Origin of the sequence: Larsenimonas suaedae, from assembly GCF_023712105.1 — a bacterium.
Taxonomy (GTDB): domain Bacteria; phylum Pseudomonadota; class Gammaproteobacteria; order Pseudomonadales; family Halomonadaceae; genus Larsenimonas; species Larsenimonas suaedae.
In genome coordinates this window covers 642,843-658,963 of record NZ_JAMLJI010000001.1, presented here as the reverse complement: position 1 = coordinate 658,963, position 16,121 = coordinate 642,843, and the positions used below count along the sequence as shown (strand labels likewise).

15 protein-coding genes are annotated in these 16,121 nt (G+C 60.4%); 7 read left to right on the top strand and 8 right to left on the bottom strand.

All coding sequences use genetic code 11. From position 1 onward, the window contains the following. Positions 1–5: 5 nt before the first annotated feature. Entirely contained in the window at positions 6–494 is a 489-nt protein-coding gene (locus NAT49_RS03125) for an Lrp/AsnC family transcriptional regulator (RefSeq protein ID WP_251590239.1), read from the bottom strand. Positions 495–787: 293 nt separating this feature from the next. On the opposite strand from NAT49_RS03125, the gene leuA reads away from it, so the two are divergent. The 3 genes from leuA to pepN all read left to right on the top strand — a co-directional run bounded on the left by leuA (position 788) and on the right by pepN (position 5,674). Then, entirely contained in the window at positions 788–2,500 is a 1,713-nt protein-coding gene (leuA, locus tag NAT49_RS03120; protein ID WP_251590238.1) for a 2-isopropylmalate synthase, read from the top strand. Between the two features lie 87 nt (positions 2,501–2,587). Then, positions 2,588–2,965 (top strand): YbaN family protein, encoded by a 378-nt coding sequence (locus NAT49_RS03115; protein ID WP_251590237.1) that lies wholly within the window; start codon positions 2,588–2,590, stop codon positions 2,963–2,965. A 72-nt stretch (positions 2,966–3,037) separates the two neighbouring features. Further along, positions 3,038–5,674, top strand: coding sequence for an aminopeptidase N (gene pepN, locus NAT49_RS03110; RefSeq protein WP_251590236.1), 2,637 nt, complete (start codon positions 3,038–3,040; stop codon positions 5,672–5,674). An 81-nt stretch (positions 5,675–5,755) separates the two neighbouring features. Here the strand turns inward: pepN and NAT49_RS03105 are convergent, their stop codons facing one another. Together NAT49_RS03105 and nfo are read right to left on the bottom strand one after the other, a co-directional pair. Beyond that, complete coding sequence (locus NAT49_RS03105; RefSeq protein ID WP_251590235.1) at positions 5,756–6,052, bottom strand: hypothetical protein; 297 nt, start codon at positions 6,050–6,052, stop codon at positions 5,756–5,758. Between the two features lie 80 nt (positions 6,053–6,132). After that, a complete protein-coding gene (gene nfo, locus NAT49_RS03100; protein WP_251590233.1) occupies positions 6,133–6,990 on the bottom strand; it encodes a deoxyribonuclease IV in 858 nt (285 codons plus the stop codon). A 118-nt stretch (positions 6,991–7,108) separates the two neighbouring features. Between nfo and NAT49_RS03095 the strand changes: the two genes are divergently transcribed. Next, a complete protein-coding gene (locus tag NAT49_RS03095) occupies positions 7,109–7,399 on the top strand; it encodes an HlyU family transcriptional regulator (protein WP_251590231.1) in 291 nt (96 codons plus the stop codon). A gap of 18 nt (positions 7,400–7,417) precedes the next feature. Here the strand turns inward: NAT49_RS03095 and nth are convergent, their stop codons facing one another. The 4 genes from nth to metG all read right to left on the bottom strand — a co-directional run bounded on the left by nth (position 7,418) and on the right by metG (position 12,817). Next, positions 7,418–8,056, bottom strand: coding sequence for an endonuclease III (nth, locus tag NAT49_RS03090; protein ID WP_251590229.1), 639 nt, complete (start codon positions 8,054–8,056; stop codon positions 7,418–7,420). Continuing rightward, on the bottom strand, positions 8,053–9,048 hold the full coding sequence (gene rsxB / locus NAT49_RS03085) for an electron transport complex subunit RsxB (protein ID WP_251590227.1): 996 nt from the start codon (positions 9,046–9,048) through the stop codon (positions 8,053–8,055). The genes nth and rsxB overlap by 4 nt, the downstream gene beginning before the upstream one ends. Positions 9,049–9,102: 54 nt before the next feature. After that, positions 9,103–10,707 (bottom strand): sensor domain-containing diguanylate cyclase, encoded by a 1,605-nt coding sequence (locus NAT49_RS03080; RefSeq protein WP_251590225.1) that lies wholly within the window; start codon positions 10,705–10,707, stop codon positions 9,103–9,105. A 73-nt stretch (positions 10,708–10,780) separates the two neighbouring features. After that, positions 10,781–12,817, bottom strand: coding sequence for a methionine--tRNA ligase (metG, locus tag NAT49_RS03075; protein ID WP_251590223.1), 2,037 nt, complete (start codon positions 12,815–12,817; stop codon positions 10,781–10,783). Positions 12,818–12,964: 147 nt separating this feature from the next. Between metG and NAT49_RS03070 the strand changes: the two genes are divergently transcribed. The 3 genes from NAT49_RS03070 (at position 12,965) to dcd (ending at position 14,977) form a co-directional block, all read left to right on the top strand. Then, the gene (locus NAT49_RS03070; RefSeq protein ID WP_251590222.1) at positions 12,965–13,414 is read left to right on the top strand and encodes a tellurite resistance TerB family protein; all 450 of its coding nucleotides are present in this window, start codon (positions 12,965–12,967) and stop codon (positions 13,412–13,414) included. Positions 13,415–13,500: 86 nt separating this feature from the next. Further along, on the top strand, positions 13,501–14,307 hold the full coding sequence (gene apbC / locus NAT49_RS03065; protein WP_251590221.1) for an iron-sulfur cluster carrier protein ApbC: 807 nt from the start codon (positions 13,501–13,503) through the stop codon (positions 14,305–14,307). Between the two features lie 103 nt (positions 14,308–14,410). Next, positions 14,411–14,977 carry a dCTP deaminase gene (gene dcd / locus NAT49_RS03060; RefSeq protein WP_251590220.1) on the top strand — a complete coding sequence of 189 codons (567 nt, stop codon included), beginning with the start codon at positions 14,411–14,413 and terminating at the stop codon, positions 14,975–14,977. A gap of 103 nt (positions 14,978–15,080) precedes the next feature. Here the strand turns inward: dcd and NAT49_RS03055 are convergent, their stop codons facing one another. Then, positions 15,081–16,094, bottom strand: coding sequence for a zinc-binding alcohol dehydrogenase family protein (locus NAT49_RS03055; protein WP_251590219.1), 1,014 nt, complete (start codon positions 16,092–16,094; stop codon positions 15,081–15,083). Positions 16,095–16,121: the final 27 nt, after the last annotated feature.

Below are 16,121 nucleotides of genomic sequence, written 5' to 3'. Positions count from 1 at the left end.
CGTGCTCACCCCGATGCGGTGGGCACGATATTGCGATCGAAGACCTTTCTCAGCACGAAACTGGTGTGCGAGGCGGTCACGCCCTCGATGCGATTGATCGTCTTGAGCAGCAGCGCTTCATACTCCTCCATATCCTGCACCAAAAGCTTGAGCTGAAAGTCCGCCGATTGGCCGGTAATGATCAAGCATTCCTGAACGTTCGGAATGGCTCGAATCGCACGCTCGAAATTGGCAAAGCGCTCATCGGTGTGCTTGTCCATCGCAATGTGCAGGATCACGGTCATGCCATAGCCCAGCCGTTTGGCATCGACCATCGCCCGATACCCTTCGATAAAGCCGGCCGCCTCGAGCGCGCGTACGCGCCTGAGACACGGCGAGGGCGAGAGCCCGATGCGGTCGGCAAGCTCCTGATTGCTGATGCGGCCGTTGGTTTGCAACTCGCTCAGAATCTGTCGATCGAAGCGGTCAAGGGCGACGGGAAGCTCTGGAGCCATGATGCGCAATTTCCTGTTATCTTGTGATGGTTAAGTGGATTTATATGCCAATATGTTCGCCTTTGGCCATTAAATTCGCAATCAAATAAGGGCTTCGATGGCCTAGACTTGTATCCATCGTCACAAGCGAGTCGCGGCCTTCGCCGCAGACGCACCGTCTATCCGACGCTGCGTTCCAGCCGACAAGGACGTATCCTGTCCGAGGTGCTGCCAATTCACGGCAGCGACGCGCTCCGAGCCTGAGGGCTCGGAGCTGGTTTCTACCCTGAACCCTTTTATCTAAGGCATCGACCATGAACGCATCATCCGCACCCTCGTTCGATCATCGCAAGTATCAGCCCGTCGCTCCGGTCGGTCTCAAGAACCGTCAATGGCCGGACCGGCAGATCACCAAGGCGCCGCTCTGGACAAGCGTCGACCTACGCGATGGCAACCAGGCGCTGCTCGAGCCGATGAGCGTCGAACAGAAAAAAGCGTTGTGGGCGCTGCTGGTCAAGGTCGGGTTCAAGGAAATCGAGGTCGGTTTTCCCGCCGCCAGCCAGCCAGATTACGATTTCGTGCGCTGGTTGATCGAGGAAGACCAGATTCCCGATGACGTCTACATTCAGGTGCTGACCCAGGCCCGCGAGCATCTGATCGAGAAGACCTACAAGGCGCTGGAAGGCGTCAAGCGCGCCATCGTGCACGTCTATAATTCAACGTCTGTCGCCCAGCGCGAACGCGTATTCGAAAAGGATCAGGCCGGCATCACCGAGATCGCGGTTCAGGGTGCAACCTGGGTGAAGGCCTACGCCGAACGCTATCCCGACGTCGATTGGCGTTTCCAATACTCGCCGGAAAGCTTTACCAGCACCGAGGTCGACTTCTCGGTCGCGATCTGCGAAGCCGTGATGGACGTGTGGCAGCCCACTCCCGAGCGCCCGTGCATTTTGAACCTGCCGGCGACCGTCGAGATCGGCCCGGTCAATCACTTTGCCGATCAGATCGAATACTTCATTACCCACATGAAAAACCGTGATTGTGCGCTGATTTCCCTGCACACGCACAATGATCGCGGTGGTGCGGCGGCAGCCGCCGAGCTTGGCTTGATGGCGGGCGCCGACCGCGTCGAGGGCACGCTGTTGGGTAACGGTGAGCGTACCGGCAACATGGACATCGTCACGCTTGGCCTTAACCTCTACAGCCAGGGCGTCGATCCGGAGCTGGATCTGTCCAACCCCGATGAGATCATCCAGGTCTATACCGAATGCACCCAGTTGCCTGTGCATCCGCGCCACCCCTGGGTGGGCGAGCTGGTCTATACCGCGTTCTCGGGCAGTCACCAGGACGCGATCAGCAAGTGCCTCAAGAAACAGCGCCCGGATGAGCCGTGGCAGGTGGCCTACCTGCCGCTCGACCCGCACGATCTGGGCCGCGATTATCAGGCCGTGATTCGCGTCAACTCGCAGTCCGGCAAGGGCGGCATGGCGTTTCTGCTCGAGCGTGACCATGGCATCAGCATGCCGCGCTGGATGACGCTTGAACTGGCGCCTCATGTGCAGCAGGAAAGCGAAAAGGTGGTTGGCGAGCTCTCGAGCGACTCGATCCGCAAGGTGCTGGAATCGACCTTTATCCAGTGCTCGCCGTTCGAGCTGACCGGCTACCGGGTCGACCGTGAAGACGCCGAAAGCCTCAGCGCACGACTGAACGTGCATGGCGACGGTCAATCGAGCGTCATCTCGATTCAGGGTGAGGGTAATGGTGCGATGTCGGCGTTCATGGACGCGTTCCAGCGAAGCTCCGGCGTCAGCGTCAATGTGGTCGATTACAGCGAACACGCCCTCGGCGAAGGCAGCGACGCCGTCGCGGTGGCCTTTGTTCAGTTGAACGTCAACGGTCAGCGCTTTGCTGGCATGGCCGAAGACGGCGACACGGTGACCGCCTCGCTCAGAGCCGCGCTCTCGGCGGTCAACCGCGCGGTGGAGGCTGGTGTGGCCATCCAGCTCGAGGCTACTGAAACGGCCTGAGCGGAACGACACGCTCGACCCGTGGTCTTAACGCCTGCTCCTGCCAAGGGGGCGGGCGTTTTTCATGCTGAGAACGAGGACAGAACCATGTGGATGCGGCGACTGTGGGTTGCGCTTGCAGGCGTGAGCTTCGCCCTCGGCGTGATCGGCGTGGTGCTTCCGATCATGCCGACCGCGCCGTTCATGCTGCTGGCGGTCTTTTGTGCGTCCAGGGGCTCGACCCGCTTTGCCGAGTGGATCCGAAATCATCGGTTCGCCGGGCCGCACATTCGCCAGTGGGAAGAAGAGCGGGCCATCTCAAGGCGAGCCAAGATCATGGCGGTGGCCGCCATGGCCGTAGGGGCAGTGTGGGTCGGCGTATTGATTTCGATTTTGTGGCTCAAGCTTTCGATCTGGGCGGTACTTGCGGCGGTGGCGGTGTTTTTGGTGACCCGGCCTCGACCAATGAGCGAGCGCGTAAAATGAATCGCGGGCGCGCTTTGGCCTTGTTTGAGGTGGCGTCGTACACTTGGGGCACGATTTATCAAGGAGTGCCCCATGGCCGAGCCACATGCGATTTATTTGAAGGATTATCAGCCGCCCCGTTATCAGGTCGAGCACACCGAGCTTCGCTTCGACCTCGCCCCTGACGCGACCCGCGTTCAGGCAACGCTTCAGATCGCGCGCGCCCCGGGCACGGCGTCTGACGCGGCGCTGGTGCTCGATGGCGATCATTTGACGCTTGAGCACGTGGCAATCGACGGCCAGCCGCTTGAGCCCGGTGAGTTCGAGGTGACCGACCGCGCACTCACGATTTACACCGTGCCCGAGCGCTTTCGGCTCGATACCGAGGTAGTGCTTGCGCCGGCCAGCAACACCGCTCTCGAGGGGCTTTACCAGTCCAACGGCATGTTCTGCACTCAGTGCGAGCCGGAGGGCTTTCGCCGCATCACCTTCTACCCGGACCGCCCCGACGTCATGGCCACGTTCACGACCACCGTTATCGGGGATCAGGCGGCGACACCGATTCTTCTGGCCAACGGCAACCCGGTCGAGCGCGGTGAGCTGCCGGACGGTCGCCATTTCGTGACCTGGAACGACCCGCACCCGAAGCCTGCGTATCTGTTTGCGCTGGTGGCCGGCAATCTCGAGAAGATCGAGGATCAGTTCACGACGCAAGGCGGGCGCGAGGTCACGCTTCAGATCTGGGTCGAGCAGCAGAACCTCGACAAGACCGCGTTCGCGATGACCGCACTCAAGCACTCGATGCGCTGGGACGAAGAGCGTTTCGGCCGCGAATACGACCTTGATCTGTTCATGATTGTTGCGGTAGATGACTTCAACATGGGCGCCATGGAGAACAAGGGGCTCAACATCTTCAATAGCTCCGCCGTGCTTGCCAACCCGGATACCACCGTCGATGCGATGTTCCAGCGCATCGAGGGCATTGTCGCCCACGAGTACTTTCATAACTGGTCAGGCAACCGGGTAACCTGCCGTGACTGGTTCCAGCTGGCGCTCAAGGAAGGCTTTACCGTCTTCCGGGACCAGCTCTTTTCCTCCGACATGAATTCGGCGCCGGTCAAGCGCATCGAGGATGTGGCGCTGCTTCGAACGGCTCAGTTCGCCGAGGACAGCGGCCCGACCGCGCACCCGGTTCGCCCGGATCATTTCATCGAAATTTCCAACTTCTACACCCTGACGGTGTATGAAAAAGGCGCCGAAGTGGTGCGGATGCTGTGCAATCTGCTCGGGTGGGAGACCTTCCGCAAGGGCTCCGATCTCTATTTCGAGCGGTTTGACGGTCAGGCGGTGCGGGTCGAGGACTTCGTCGACTGCATGGCGGAGGTGTCAAACCTTGATCTGACCCAGTTCATGCGCTGGTATTCCCAGGCCGGTACGCCCGAGGTCAGTGTCGACAGCGCCTATGACGCCGAGCGGCGCACCTTTACGCTGACGCTCAGTCAGCACACGCCGGCAACGCCTGGTCAGGATGAAAAGGCGCCGCTTCAGATCCCGGTCGAAATGGGGCTTCTGGACGAGCAGGGCGCTGATATGGCACTGGTAATCGATGGGCAGTCACACGGCTCCTCGACGGTCTTGAATCTGGACGAGTCGACCAAGCAGTTCGTGTTCGAGGATGTGCCTCACGCGCCGGTGCCCTCGCTTTTGCGCGGCTTCTCGGCGCCGGTGAAGCTCAGGCAGACGCTGACCCGAGAACAGCTTTCGTTTCTGATGCGCCACGACAGCGACGGCTTCAACCGCTGGGACGCCGGGCAGCAGCTCGCGCTCAAGGAGCTCGAAACACTGATGGCGGCCTACCGCCACGGTGACGAGATGGTGCTCGATGAGTTCTTCGTCGAGACCGTGCGCTCGCTTGTTGAAACGCCGGCCAGCGACAAGGCGGTGCTTGCCGAGATGCTGACATTGCCTACCGAGGCATTCATCGCCGAACAGCAAACGACGGTCGACATCGACGCCATCCACCAGGCCCGCCGCTTTGCCATCGCACGCCTTGGGGACACGCTGTTCGAGGCCTTCGAGACGCTCTATACCCAGGAGCAAAGCGACGCTGCCTACGCGCCGGATTTTGATCAGATCGCCCAGCGAAGCCTCAAGAATGTGGCGCTTGCCTACCTGTGTGCGTCCGGCCGAGAGGAAGCGTTTGCGTACGCGCGCCGGCAGTTCGAGGCCAACGCCAACATGACCGATGTACGTGCGGCGCTGACCCAGCTCGCCCACGCCGGCGATACGTCGATCGGCGACCCGGCGATACGCGCCTTCGGCGAGCGCTGGGCGCACGACCCGCTGGTTATGGATCAGTGGTTTGCGACCCAGGTGTCTCGTCCGCATGAGGACGCGCTGGAGCGGGTGCGGTTTCTGATGGCGCATCCGGCGTTTTCGATCAAGAACCCCAATCGCGTTCGCGCCCTGATCGGGACCTTTGTCAATCAGAACCGGGTCAATTTCCATCGCCGTGACGGCCAGGGGTATCGACTGCTTGCCGATGTCGTCATCGAGCTCAACCGGCTCAATCCGGAAATTGCGGCGCGCATGGTACTGCCTCTGACGCGCTTCAAGCGACTGGACGAAACCCGGCGCGCGCTGATGCTCGAGCAGCTCGAGCGGATCAAAGCCGAGCCGCTGTCGCGCAACGTCTATGAAGTGGTGGACAAGGCGCTGACCAGCGCGTGATATCTGGCCGGTAGGTCATGACGTGAAACGCGCGAGGCGGGCCATGGCCCGCCTCGCGCGTTTGAGGTACTGAAGTCAGCGTCACTGGGTCAGCCAGCTCAGCAGAATCACACCGATGCCGAGTCTGAATGCGCCACCGAGGATGCTGCCGCGCATGAAGGCGCGTACTGCGCCATAGAGAAACATCAACCCGATGACCAGAAGCGCGATGCTGAACACCGACGGGCTGATGCCGAGCGAGCGGGTGACGCCATCGATGAAATCGTCGATGGCGCCGAAAAAGTTCTGCCAGATACTGGCCAGAAAGTCGATCAGGCTTTTGAGGACGGCGCCAATGGCTTCGCCCACATCGCCGAAAAACGAAGAATCTTCGTGCATGGCAGACGCTCAGTCTTGCTGGTGAGGGCCGCTCAGCATACCGGGCGTATAGGCCACTGACTAGGCACGAGCGACTCTGCTCAGTGTGCGCCGTAACGCTGGGCCTTGAGCCAGGCGATTTCATCCTGCCAGATGCTTGGGTCGACGGTCTCGAGCACCATGGGTACGCCCTTGAACCGTGCATCCTGCATGATCATCCGAAACGCATCGGCGCCGATTTCCCCCTGGCCCAGGCTGTGATGGCGGTCCTTGCGGCTGCCAAGTGTCACCTTGGCGTCATTCAAGTGCATGCCGCGCAGATAATCGAAACCAACGATCGCCTCGAAGTCGCTGAAGGTCGCCTTGAACGTCTCGGGCGTTCGCAGATCGTAGCCGGCGGCAAAGGCGTGGCAGGTGTCGATGCAGACCCCGACCCTGCGCTTGTCATCGACCAGCTCGATGATCCGGGCCAAGTGCTCGAAGCGGTGCCCGAGGTTACTGCCCTGGCCGGCGGTGTTTTCGATCACGGCGGTAACGCCGTGAGTGCGCGAAAGCGCGTCATTGACCGACTCGGCAATGCGTTTCAAGCAGTCATCCTCGCTGATCTGGCGCAGGTGGCTGCCCGGATGAAAGTTCAAGCGCGTGAGTCCGAGCTGCTCGCAGCGCTGCAACTCATCGAGAAAGGCGGCGCGGGATTTCTCGAGCTTGTCCGCCTCCGGATGGCCCAGATTGATCAGATAGCTGTCGTGGGGCAGGATCTGGTCGGGGGTGTAGCCGAGCCGTGCGCAGTTGGCCTTGAAGCGCTCGATGTTGTCGTCGGTCAAGGGCTTGCCGACCCATTGACGCTGATTCTTGGTGAACAGGGCAAACGCCGTGGCGTTGAGCTCATGGGCGCGCTCGACGGCGTGTTCGACGCCACCGGCGGCACTGACGTGGGCGCCTACGAAAAATTCGGTCATGCGGGTCTCCTTGTACGCGGCCTACAGTGTACCGATCATGTCGGCGTGACTCAGCACGATCCGTGATAGGCTCTCTCGATTCCGATCACAGCAAGGCACTATTTGTGAGGTACCTTCCATGTTCAAACGACTTCTGAGCGCACTTTCAGGTGGCCGCGAAAAGGCAGCACCTGCGGGGACCGAGGCCGAGGCCACGGAATACAACGGCTACTGGATCGTGCCGGTGCCACAGCCGGTCGGAGGGCAGTTTCGCGTCAGTGGGTTGATCAAGCGAACGGAAACGGACGAGGCGCCGTACCGCTTCGAGCGCTCTGACATGCTGCCGGACCGTGAGGGCTGCATCGAGCTGACTCGTCAGAAGGCGCACCGCCTGATCGATGAGCAGGGGCCGCGTTTGTTCGAGTTGTAAGGCTTGTCTTGGCTGAGATCAGTCAAGGTCGACCTTGTCCTTATACTCGCACAGGTCCTCGATCACACAGCTGCCGCAGCGCGGTTTGCGGGCGAGGCAGGTGTAGCGGCCGTGCAGGATCAGCCAGTGATGGGCGTTCTGGCGAAATGGCTTGGCAACGACCTTGTTGAGCTTGGCCTCGACCTCATTGACGTTCTTGCCCGGGGCAAGCTTTGTGCGATTCGAGACCCGAAAGATGTGGGTGTCGACCGCGATGGTGGGTTCGCCGAACGCGGTATTCAGGATCACGTTGGCGGTCTTGCGCCCGACGCCCGGGAGCGCTTCGAGCGCGGCACGCTCGCCGGGCACGTTCCCGTCATGCTTGCTTAAAAGCTGCTCGCTCATCGCGATCAGGTTCTTGGCCTTGTTGTTGTAGAGGCCAAGGGTCTTGATGTGGGCCTTGACGCCGTCGAGCCCGAGCTCAACGATTGCGCCTGGTGTGTTGGCGACCGGAAAAAGTTGCGCGGTGGCCTTATTGACCCCGACGTCGGTCGACTGCGCCGACAGCGCCACGGCCACCAGGAGCTCGAACGGCGTCGACCACATGAGTTCGGTCGTTGGGTGCGGGTTTTCGGCGTGAAGGCGCTCGAAGATCAAGCGGCGTTTTTCCGCATTCATGTCATGGCCTCCGCCTGCTCGAGCGCTTTTTGGGCGGCTGCCGTGTTGGCGTACGCGCGTTCAAGCTGCGCGCGCGCGGCCTCGGCCTGCTCGGCAGTGCCCTTTATCTCGAGCCGTTTCAATTGTTTCTGAGCCTGCTTTTCGGTGGTTTCGGCGGCCTTGAGCGCGATGCGAAGCTGCTTGAGGTTCGGGCCTTGCTGCTCGGTCGATGCCATCTGTGTTGGCGCATTCAGAGCGTCGAGACGTTGCTCGATGGCACCGAGATACGCCTTGGCTGCGCGGTGTCGGTGTTCAAGCTCACGACGCTCGGCCTCATCGACGCGCTTGAGCTGACGCTCAAACCGTCCTAGCCGGGCCTGGGCAGCCGCCCTGGCCGCTTTCAGATCGGTCATGTCCAAGTGGTCGAGTGCAGGTGTTGCCGCCTCGGTCGCTAGCGTCGAGTCACCTTGTCGTGCGTTTTGGCTGCGTTTTCTTTGAGTGCGTCGAGCGTCTTCCCGGGCGGTGTGGGCCTCATAGCGTCGACGCGCCAGCTCGGCGCGGCTGTCGAGGAAGGTGCGCTGTTCGTGTTCGGTAGCGCAGCCCTGCCATGCCGGGTCGATGATAAGGTCGATGCAGTCGACCGGGCAGGGCGCGATGCACAGCTCACAGCCGGTGCACTCAGGCTCGATGACGGTGTGCATCTGCTTCGAGGCGCCGACGATGGCATCGACCGGACAGGCCTTGATGCACTTGGTGCACCCGATGCACTCGTCCTCGCGAATGACCGCGACCTGCGGCGTTTCGGCGTCGACCGCGAGCGGCGGCTCTTCAAGCTCGAGTAAATCTGCCAGACGAGCGACGGTTGCCTGCCCGCCCGGCGGGCACTTGTTGATGGCCTCGCCTTCGGCAATGGCGCGCGCGTAAGGGCGACAGCCTGGGTGACCGCACTTGCCGCACTGGGTTTGCGGCAGGACCGCATCGATGTCATCAATTAAAACAATAGCTGCGTTCATGGCGCGGGGTAATCTGTCTGTGTTTCAAAGGCGGCCAGTATACGCGTTTACCCGTCATTGATCATTCAGGCTCGGCCTGAATCCGTGCTCGGTCACTACACGATTGCGGCCGTTGGTCTTGGCGGCGTAGAGCGCGATGTCGGCTGCCTTGATCAGGTCCTTCGGACTGCGCTCGGTCCCGGGTTTCAGAATGCTCAATCCGATGCTCAGGGTCAGGTATTTGCTGACCCGCGATCCGGGGTGGGGGATGCGCCGTTCACCGAGTTCGCGCATGAGCCCTTCGGCACGTTGTCGTGCGGGTTCGAGGGCGGTATTTGGCAGGAGCACCATGAACTCCTCGCCGCCGGTGCGTGCGGCCAGTTCATCGCCACCGGCAAAACAGGATTGCATCAGATCACCCACCATGCGCAGGCATTGGTCGCCCTCGGGGTGGCCGAAATGGTCGTTGTAGCCTTTGAAAAAATCGATATCAATCATCAAAACGCACAGTGGGGTTTCTGCCGTGCGGGCCTGTTCAAGTGCCTTTTGAAGACACTCCTCGAACTGGCGGCGATTGGCAAGCCCCGTGAGCTCATCGGTACGAGTCTGATGCAGGAGCGTCACGTTTCGGGTGCGCTCTTCGTTGATCAGACGCTGTACGTCCCGGGCGAGAAGGCCTATTTCGTCGTCTCGACTCAAAAGAGATTCTGGCAGCGGGTAAAAACGGTCTTCCTGATGGCGAAGGGTCTGAGTGTATGTGCCTAGCGTATGCATGGGCTTGATGATCAGCCGCTCAAGCAGCACCGCGACCGATATGAGCGTCAGGATAAAAATGATGGCAAGCGTTGCCGTGACGCCAAACAGTGCGCGGATGCCGCCTTGATAGTCGGTGCGGGGCAGTATGGCCGTGATGGCAAGATAGGCGCTCTCAGGCGAGGCCTTGATCAGCCGTGTGACGGTCATTTTGTCGCTTGCGTCGCGTTTGATGGTGGTCGAGTGAGGGGTCACGGTCATTCGGCCCGGGTAAGCCTTGGGCACGGCCCTGATCGATAGCTGGAGCCCGGTCTGGGTTTTCGCCTGCTCCTGCCAGCTTTCATCGAGTAATTGAACGATGCCGAGCCAGCCTCGGGTTGGCCCGCGGGCGTCCGTGGTCAGAATCGGGCTGGTGGCGACTATGGCCGGCATGGGGCTACTGAGCAGCCAGCTTTCGGAACGTGGCGGCTGGCTTGAAAGGTGGCGGTCGATCAGTCTGACGAGCTCAAGACTCCAGGCGCACGCGCCTTTTCCTCCTTCACAGGAGGTGTACTGGCCGGTACTCGGGTCAATGCCCACAACCCAGCGAACCTGTTGCCGCTGGTCGAAAAACACCATCAGCGTCTGCTGCGCGTCCTTGAGCATGGCCTCGCTGAAATTGACGGCGGGATAGGTTGGCATGCGTCCTCCAACGAACTCTACCGACATGTCCCATTGCGCCCAATCGCGCGTGATGACGTTCAAGTGCGACATGCGGGAGTCGAGCAGGTGGGTGATGCGGTCGAGGTTGGCGTGGGCAGAACGCGTCTCGCCTGCGATCATTCTCGGCTGAACCAGAGCAAAGGACGCCACGTAGAGCAGGACGATGGACGTCACACCCAGAAGGCTTAAACGCAGCAGAAACCGTTTGCGTAAAGAAAGGACCATGTTGCCGATAACTCCATGATTCACCGGTTGAAGTTATCGGCAGGTGGGGCATTAAGTGTAGTGGTTCTGGTGGTTAGCTGACGCGCTGACCGGGTTTGGCGCCATTGTCTGGGGACAATAGGTAGATGCCTTCATCGTCGCCGGAGGCCAGCACCATGCCTTCAGATACCCCGAAGCGCATCTTGCGCGGTGCAAGGTTGGCGACCATGACGGTCAACCGGCCTTCCAGCGCTTCCGGGCTGTAATGCGCCTTGATGCCCGAGAACACGGTCTTTTCGAGGCCGCCAAGATCGAGCGTGAGCTTCAAAAGCTTCTTGGCGCCTTCAACGCTTTCGGCGCGCTTGATCAAGGCAATGCGAAGGTCGACGGCGGAAAACGCGTCGAAATCGATCGCCTCGCTGATGGGGTCGTCATCGAGCGGCGGCGTCGCCTTGTTCGTACCGTCCTTGATCTTCTGCTCTTCGATCAACACGTCCTTGGACGCCTCGATCATGGCGTCGATACGCTCACGCTCGACGCGGGTCATCAACGGCTTGAACTTGTTGATCGTATGACCGACCAGCGAGTGCTCGCGACTTGCCCAGTCAATGCTTTCCAGGTTGAGAAACGCACGGGCGTCGTCGGTAAGCGTCGGAACGATCGGTGCCAGGTAGACGATCAGCTGGCGGAAGAGGTGAATGCCCATGGAGCAAACATCAAGGACATCCTGCTCGCGGCCGTCTTCCTTGGCTAGAGCCCACGGCGCTTTTTCGGCGATGTAGGTGTTGGCTTCATCGGCCAGCGCCATGATTCGGCGAACGGCGCGGGCGAACTCGCGCGCTTCGAAATCGTCTGCGATGACGTCGCCTTCCCTGATGAAGCGCTCAAGCAGCTCGGGTTCCGATACGGTCTCAGAAAGGGTTCCGCCGGCTTTTTTGATGAAGCCTGCACAGCGGCTGGCGATGTTGACCACCTTGCCGACCAGATCCGAATTTACACGTGCGGCGAAATCCTCGAGGTTGAGGTCCAGGTCGTCGACGCCTGAGGTCAGCTTGGCCGCGAAATAGTAGCGCAGGTATTCCGGGTTCAGGTGCTCGGCGTAGGTTTCGGCCTTGATGAAGGTGCCGCGGGATTTCGACATCTTGGCGCCGTTGACGGTCACGAAGCCGTGGCAATTGACCGCCGTGGGCGTTCTGAGCCCGGCGCCTTCGAGCATGGCCGGCCAGAACAGGGCGTGGAAGTAGACGATGTCCTTGCCGATGAAGTGATAGACCTCGGCGTCGGAATCCTTGTTCCAGTAGCGGTCGAACTCGAGACCCTCGCGCTCACACAGGTTCTGGAAGCTGGCCAGATAGCCGATCGGCGCATCGACCCAGACGTAGAAGTACTTGCCCGGCGCTCCCGGGATCTCGAAGCCGAAATAGGGCGCGTCCCGGGAGATGTCCCACTGATTGAGTCCGGCGTCGAACCACTCCTGGAGCTTGTTGGCGATCTGAGGCTGGAGTCGGCCCTCGCTTCGGGTCCACTGCTCCAGAAACTTACCGAAGGCCGGCAGGTCGAAAAAGTAGTGAGTCGAGCTCTTGACGACCGGCGTGGCGCCGGAAATGGCCGAGACCGGGTCGATCAGTTCGGCTGGTGTGTAGGCCGCACCGCAGGCTTCACAGTTGTCGCCGTATTGATCGTCGGCCTTGCACTTCGGGCAGGTGCCCTTGATGAAGCGGTCGGCCAGAAACATCTCGCGCTCGGGGTCGAACATCTGCTCGATGTCGCGGGTCTTGATGTGGCCTGCGGCGTCGAGAGCGTTGAAGATGCGCTCACTGTGCAGACGGTTTTCCTCACAGTGGGTCGAGTAGTAGTTGTCGAAGTTGACGTGAAAGCGGGCAAAGTCGGCCTGATGTTCCTGATTAACACGGTCGATCAGCGCCTGGGGCGTAATGCCTTCCTGCTCGGCGCGCAACATGATGGCGGTGCCGTGCGCGTCGTCGGCGCAAACATAGTGACAGTCATGGCCGCGGCTTTTTTGAAAGCGAACCCAGATGTCGGTCTGGATGTATTCGAGCAGGTGGCCCAAGTGAATCGAGCCATTGGCATAGGGTAGGGCGCTGGTTACCAGAATCTTTCGCGCAGTCATGGGGCCTCAAGGGACAACAAAGATAGGAAGACAGGGGCATGACCCCCATATGGAATAGCGGTGATTCTAGCGTGTTGAGGCCGCAAGCGTAAGGTTGGTCCGCGCCGGGAAAACAACGCCAAACGAAAACAAACGCAAGGTAGGGGTATGTTCCAGAAGATTCAGCGGTTTTTCGACCAGATGATCGTTATGCGTGACGCGCGTGGTGGCACCGAGATCTCGCTCGAGCTTGCAACGGCGGCTCTTCTTTGCGAAGTGGTGCGCGCCGATCACTCCATCGCCGAAAGCGAAATCGTTGCCATGGAGGCAATGTTGAAGCGGCGCTTCTCGCTGGACGAGCAGGCGCTCGATGAGCTGATGGAGCTTGCGCGTGAGGAGTCCGAGGCGGCGGTCGATCATTATCAGTTCGTGCGCCTGATCAACGAGCACTGCTCGTTTGAGCAGAAATTCGAGCTGGTTCGCGCCATGTGGACGCTTGCCTACGCCGATGGTGAGATCGACCCGCTCGAGGAGGCGCGTATTCGAACGCTGAGCACGCTGCTTTTTCTGAGTCACAGCGATTTCATTCGCGCCAAGTTCGCCGCCAAGCCTGAGTGACATGACGGCGTCGCTCACGTATGGGCGTTGGTGGGGCGGGCGCGTTATACTCCCGGCCGATAAACACTATTGGCCAGGAGAAAGCCATGACGGAATCGATCAAGCGCATCGTGGCCGTCGCCTCGGGCAAGGGCGGCGTCGGGAAATCCACGGTCACGGCCAATCTGGCACTGGCCATGGCAGCCAAGGGCAAGCGGGTCGGCGTATTGGACGCGGATATCTACGGGCCGAGCCAGGCGCAGATGATGGGCGTTGATGCCAATACGCGCCCCAAGATCATCGATGAGAAAACCATGCTGCCGATCGAGGCGCACGGCATCAAATTGATGTCGATGGCGTTTCTGACCGACATCGAAACCGCGATGGTATGGCGTGGGCCAATGGTCTCCGGTGCCTTTCAGCAGCTTCTGAACCAGACCCAGTGGGGCGAGCTCGATTATCTGTTCATCGACATGCCGCCAGGCACGGGCGACATTCAGCTGACGCTTGCACAAAAGGTCTCTGTATCCGGAGCGGTAATCGTGACCACGCCTCAGGATATCGCGCTTCTGGACGCTCGCCGAGGCATCGAGATGTTTAGAAAGGTCAAGGTGCCGGTCCTTGGGGTGGTCGAGAACATGAGTACGCATGTGTGCTCTCAGTGCGGTCACAACGAGCCGATCTTTGGCGATGGTGGCGGCCAGCGGATTGCCGAGCAGTATCAGACGCCGCTTCTTGGGCAACTGCCGCTGTCGCTTGCCATTCGTGAACAGTCCGACGGTGGGCGGCCGACCGTCATCGCGGACCCTGAAGGCACCACGTTCGAGACATTCTCATCCATCGTCCATCAGATCGATGACAGCCTGAATGCGGCAGGGGATCAGACCTCCGGTCCGTCGATCAGCTTTGAATAAGTGGCTTTGAACACGCGGTTTTGAATGAGCGGTTTTGAATAAGCAGTTTTGAATAAGTACAGGCGCGCTGCACGGTGCGCGCGCCCAGAGGTTAAGGAACGCAATGAGCATTAAATCGGACAACTGGATTCGTCGCATGGCGGCCCAGGAGCAGATGATCGAGCCGTTCGAATACGATCAGGTGCGCCAGGTCAACGGTCAGCGTGTCATCTCCTATGGCACCTCAAGCTATGGCTATGATGTTCGCTGCTCCGACGAATTCAAGGTCTTTACCAACATTCACTCGGCAACCGTTGACCCCAAGAACTTCGACGACAAGAGCTTCGTCGACGTCAAGGGCGATGCGTGCGTCATCCCGCCTAATTCGTTCGCGCTGGCGCGTACGGTCGAGTATTTCCGTATTCCGCGCAATGTGCTGACGATCTGTCTGGGAAAATCGACCTATGCGCGCTGTGGCATTATCGTCAACGTCACGCCGCTCGAGCCTGAGTGGGAAGGCCATGTGACGCTCGAGTTTTCCAACACCACCAATCTGCCGGCCAAGATTCACGCCAATGAAGGCGTGGCGCAGATGCTGTTTCTCGAGTCCGATGAGGTGTGCGCGGTGTCCTACAAGGACCGCGGCGGCAAGTACCAGGGGCAGCGTGGGGTGACCCTCCCGCGAACCTGAGTATTTGATATTTGAGTTTCGGCCCATCGGCTGCCTCGGCTTGCATGAAAACGTCCCGCAAAATTGCGGGGCGTTTTCATGTATACGCAGCGCTTGACGGGCCTCAAGGGAGTTTGGTCAGCACCAGCTTGCCGATGGTATGGCCTTCCTCCAGGCGCTTGTGCGTTCGAGCCAGGTTTTCCGGAGTGAGCGGGCCCATGATTTCCCCCAGGGTAGTCCGTACCGTGCCCGCATCCAAAAGGGCTGCCAGGCGTGTCAGAAGCTGGCCCTGGCGCTCGGGCTCGGCGCTATACATGCTGCGCGTGAACATGAACTCCCAGTGAAGCGTGGCCGACTTGGTCTGAAGCGCGGTGATGTTGGGCGGGTCATGGGCCTCGACAATGGCCAGAATCTGGCCGAACGGGGCGATGCGCTCGACGATGGTGTCCCAGTGGACGGTTAAATCGTGGCAACAGAACACATAATCGACTGTCTCGATGCCGGCGCGGTCGAGCTCGGAATCAAGCATGTGATGATCGAGCACGCGGTCGGCGCCAAGACTTTCACACCACTGTCGAGACATGGTGCGCGAGGCGGTCGCAATGACCTCAAGGCCAGTCAGCGCCTTGGCGAGCTGGATCACCATGGAGCCGACGCCGCCTGCCCCATTGATCACCAAAATCCGCTTTCCGGCGTGACTGTTGGCGCCTTCCTCGAGGGCGAGCTTATCGAACAGGCCTTCCCAGGCGGTCAGCGAGGTTAGCGGCAGTGCCGCGATTTCGACCGGGTCGAGTCGGGTTGGGGCCTTGGCCACCAGGCGTGCATCGACGCACTGAAGCTCGCTGTTACAGCCGGGCTTGGTGACATCGCCTGCGTAATAGACACGCTCGCCGACAGAAAAGTGGTCGATGCCATCACCCACGGCTTCAATCACACCGCAAGCGTCCCAGCCGAGCACGATCGGTGCGTCGATGGGCGTGAGATGGCCGGCCCGCACCTTGGTGTCGACCGGGTTGACCGAGACTGCCTCGATGCGCACCAATACTTCGCCGACTGCACACGATGGCGTATCGAGCGTTGATCGCGCGAAGGCGCCAGCGTCGACGTGTTCGGCACCAGAAGTCGTAAGCGCTTTCATGGGCACTCCTCGAGTTGTTGTTAGGGT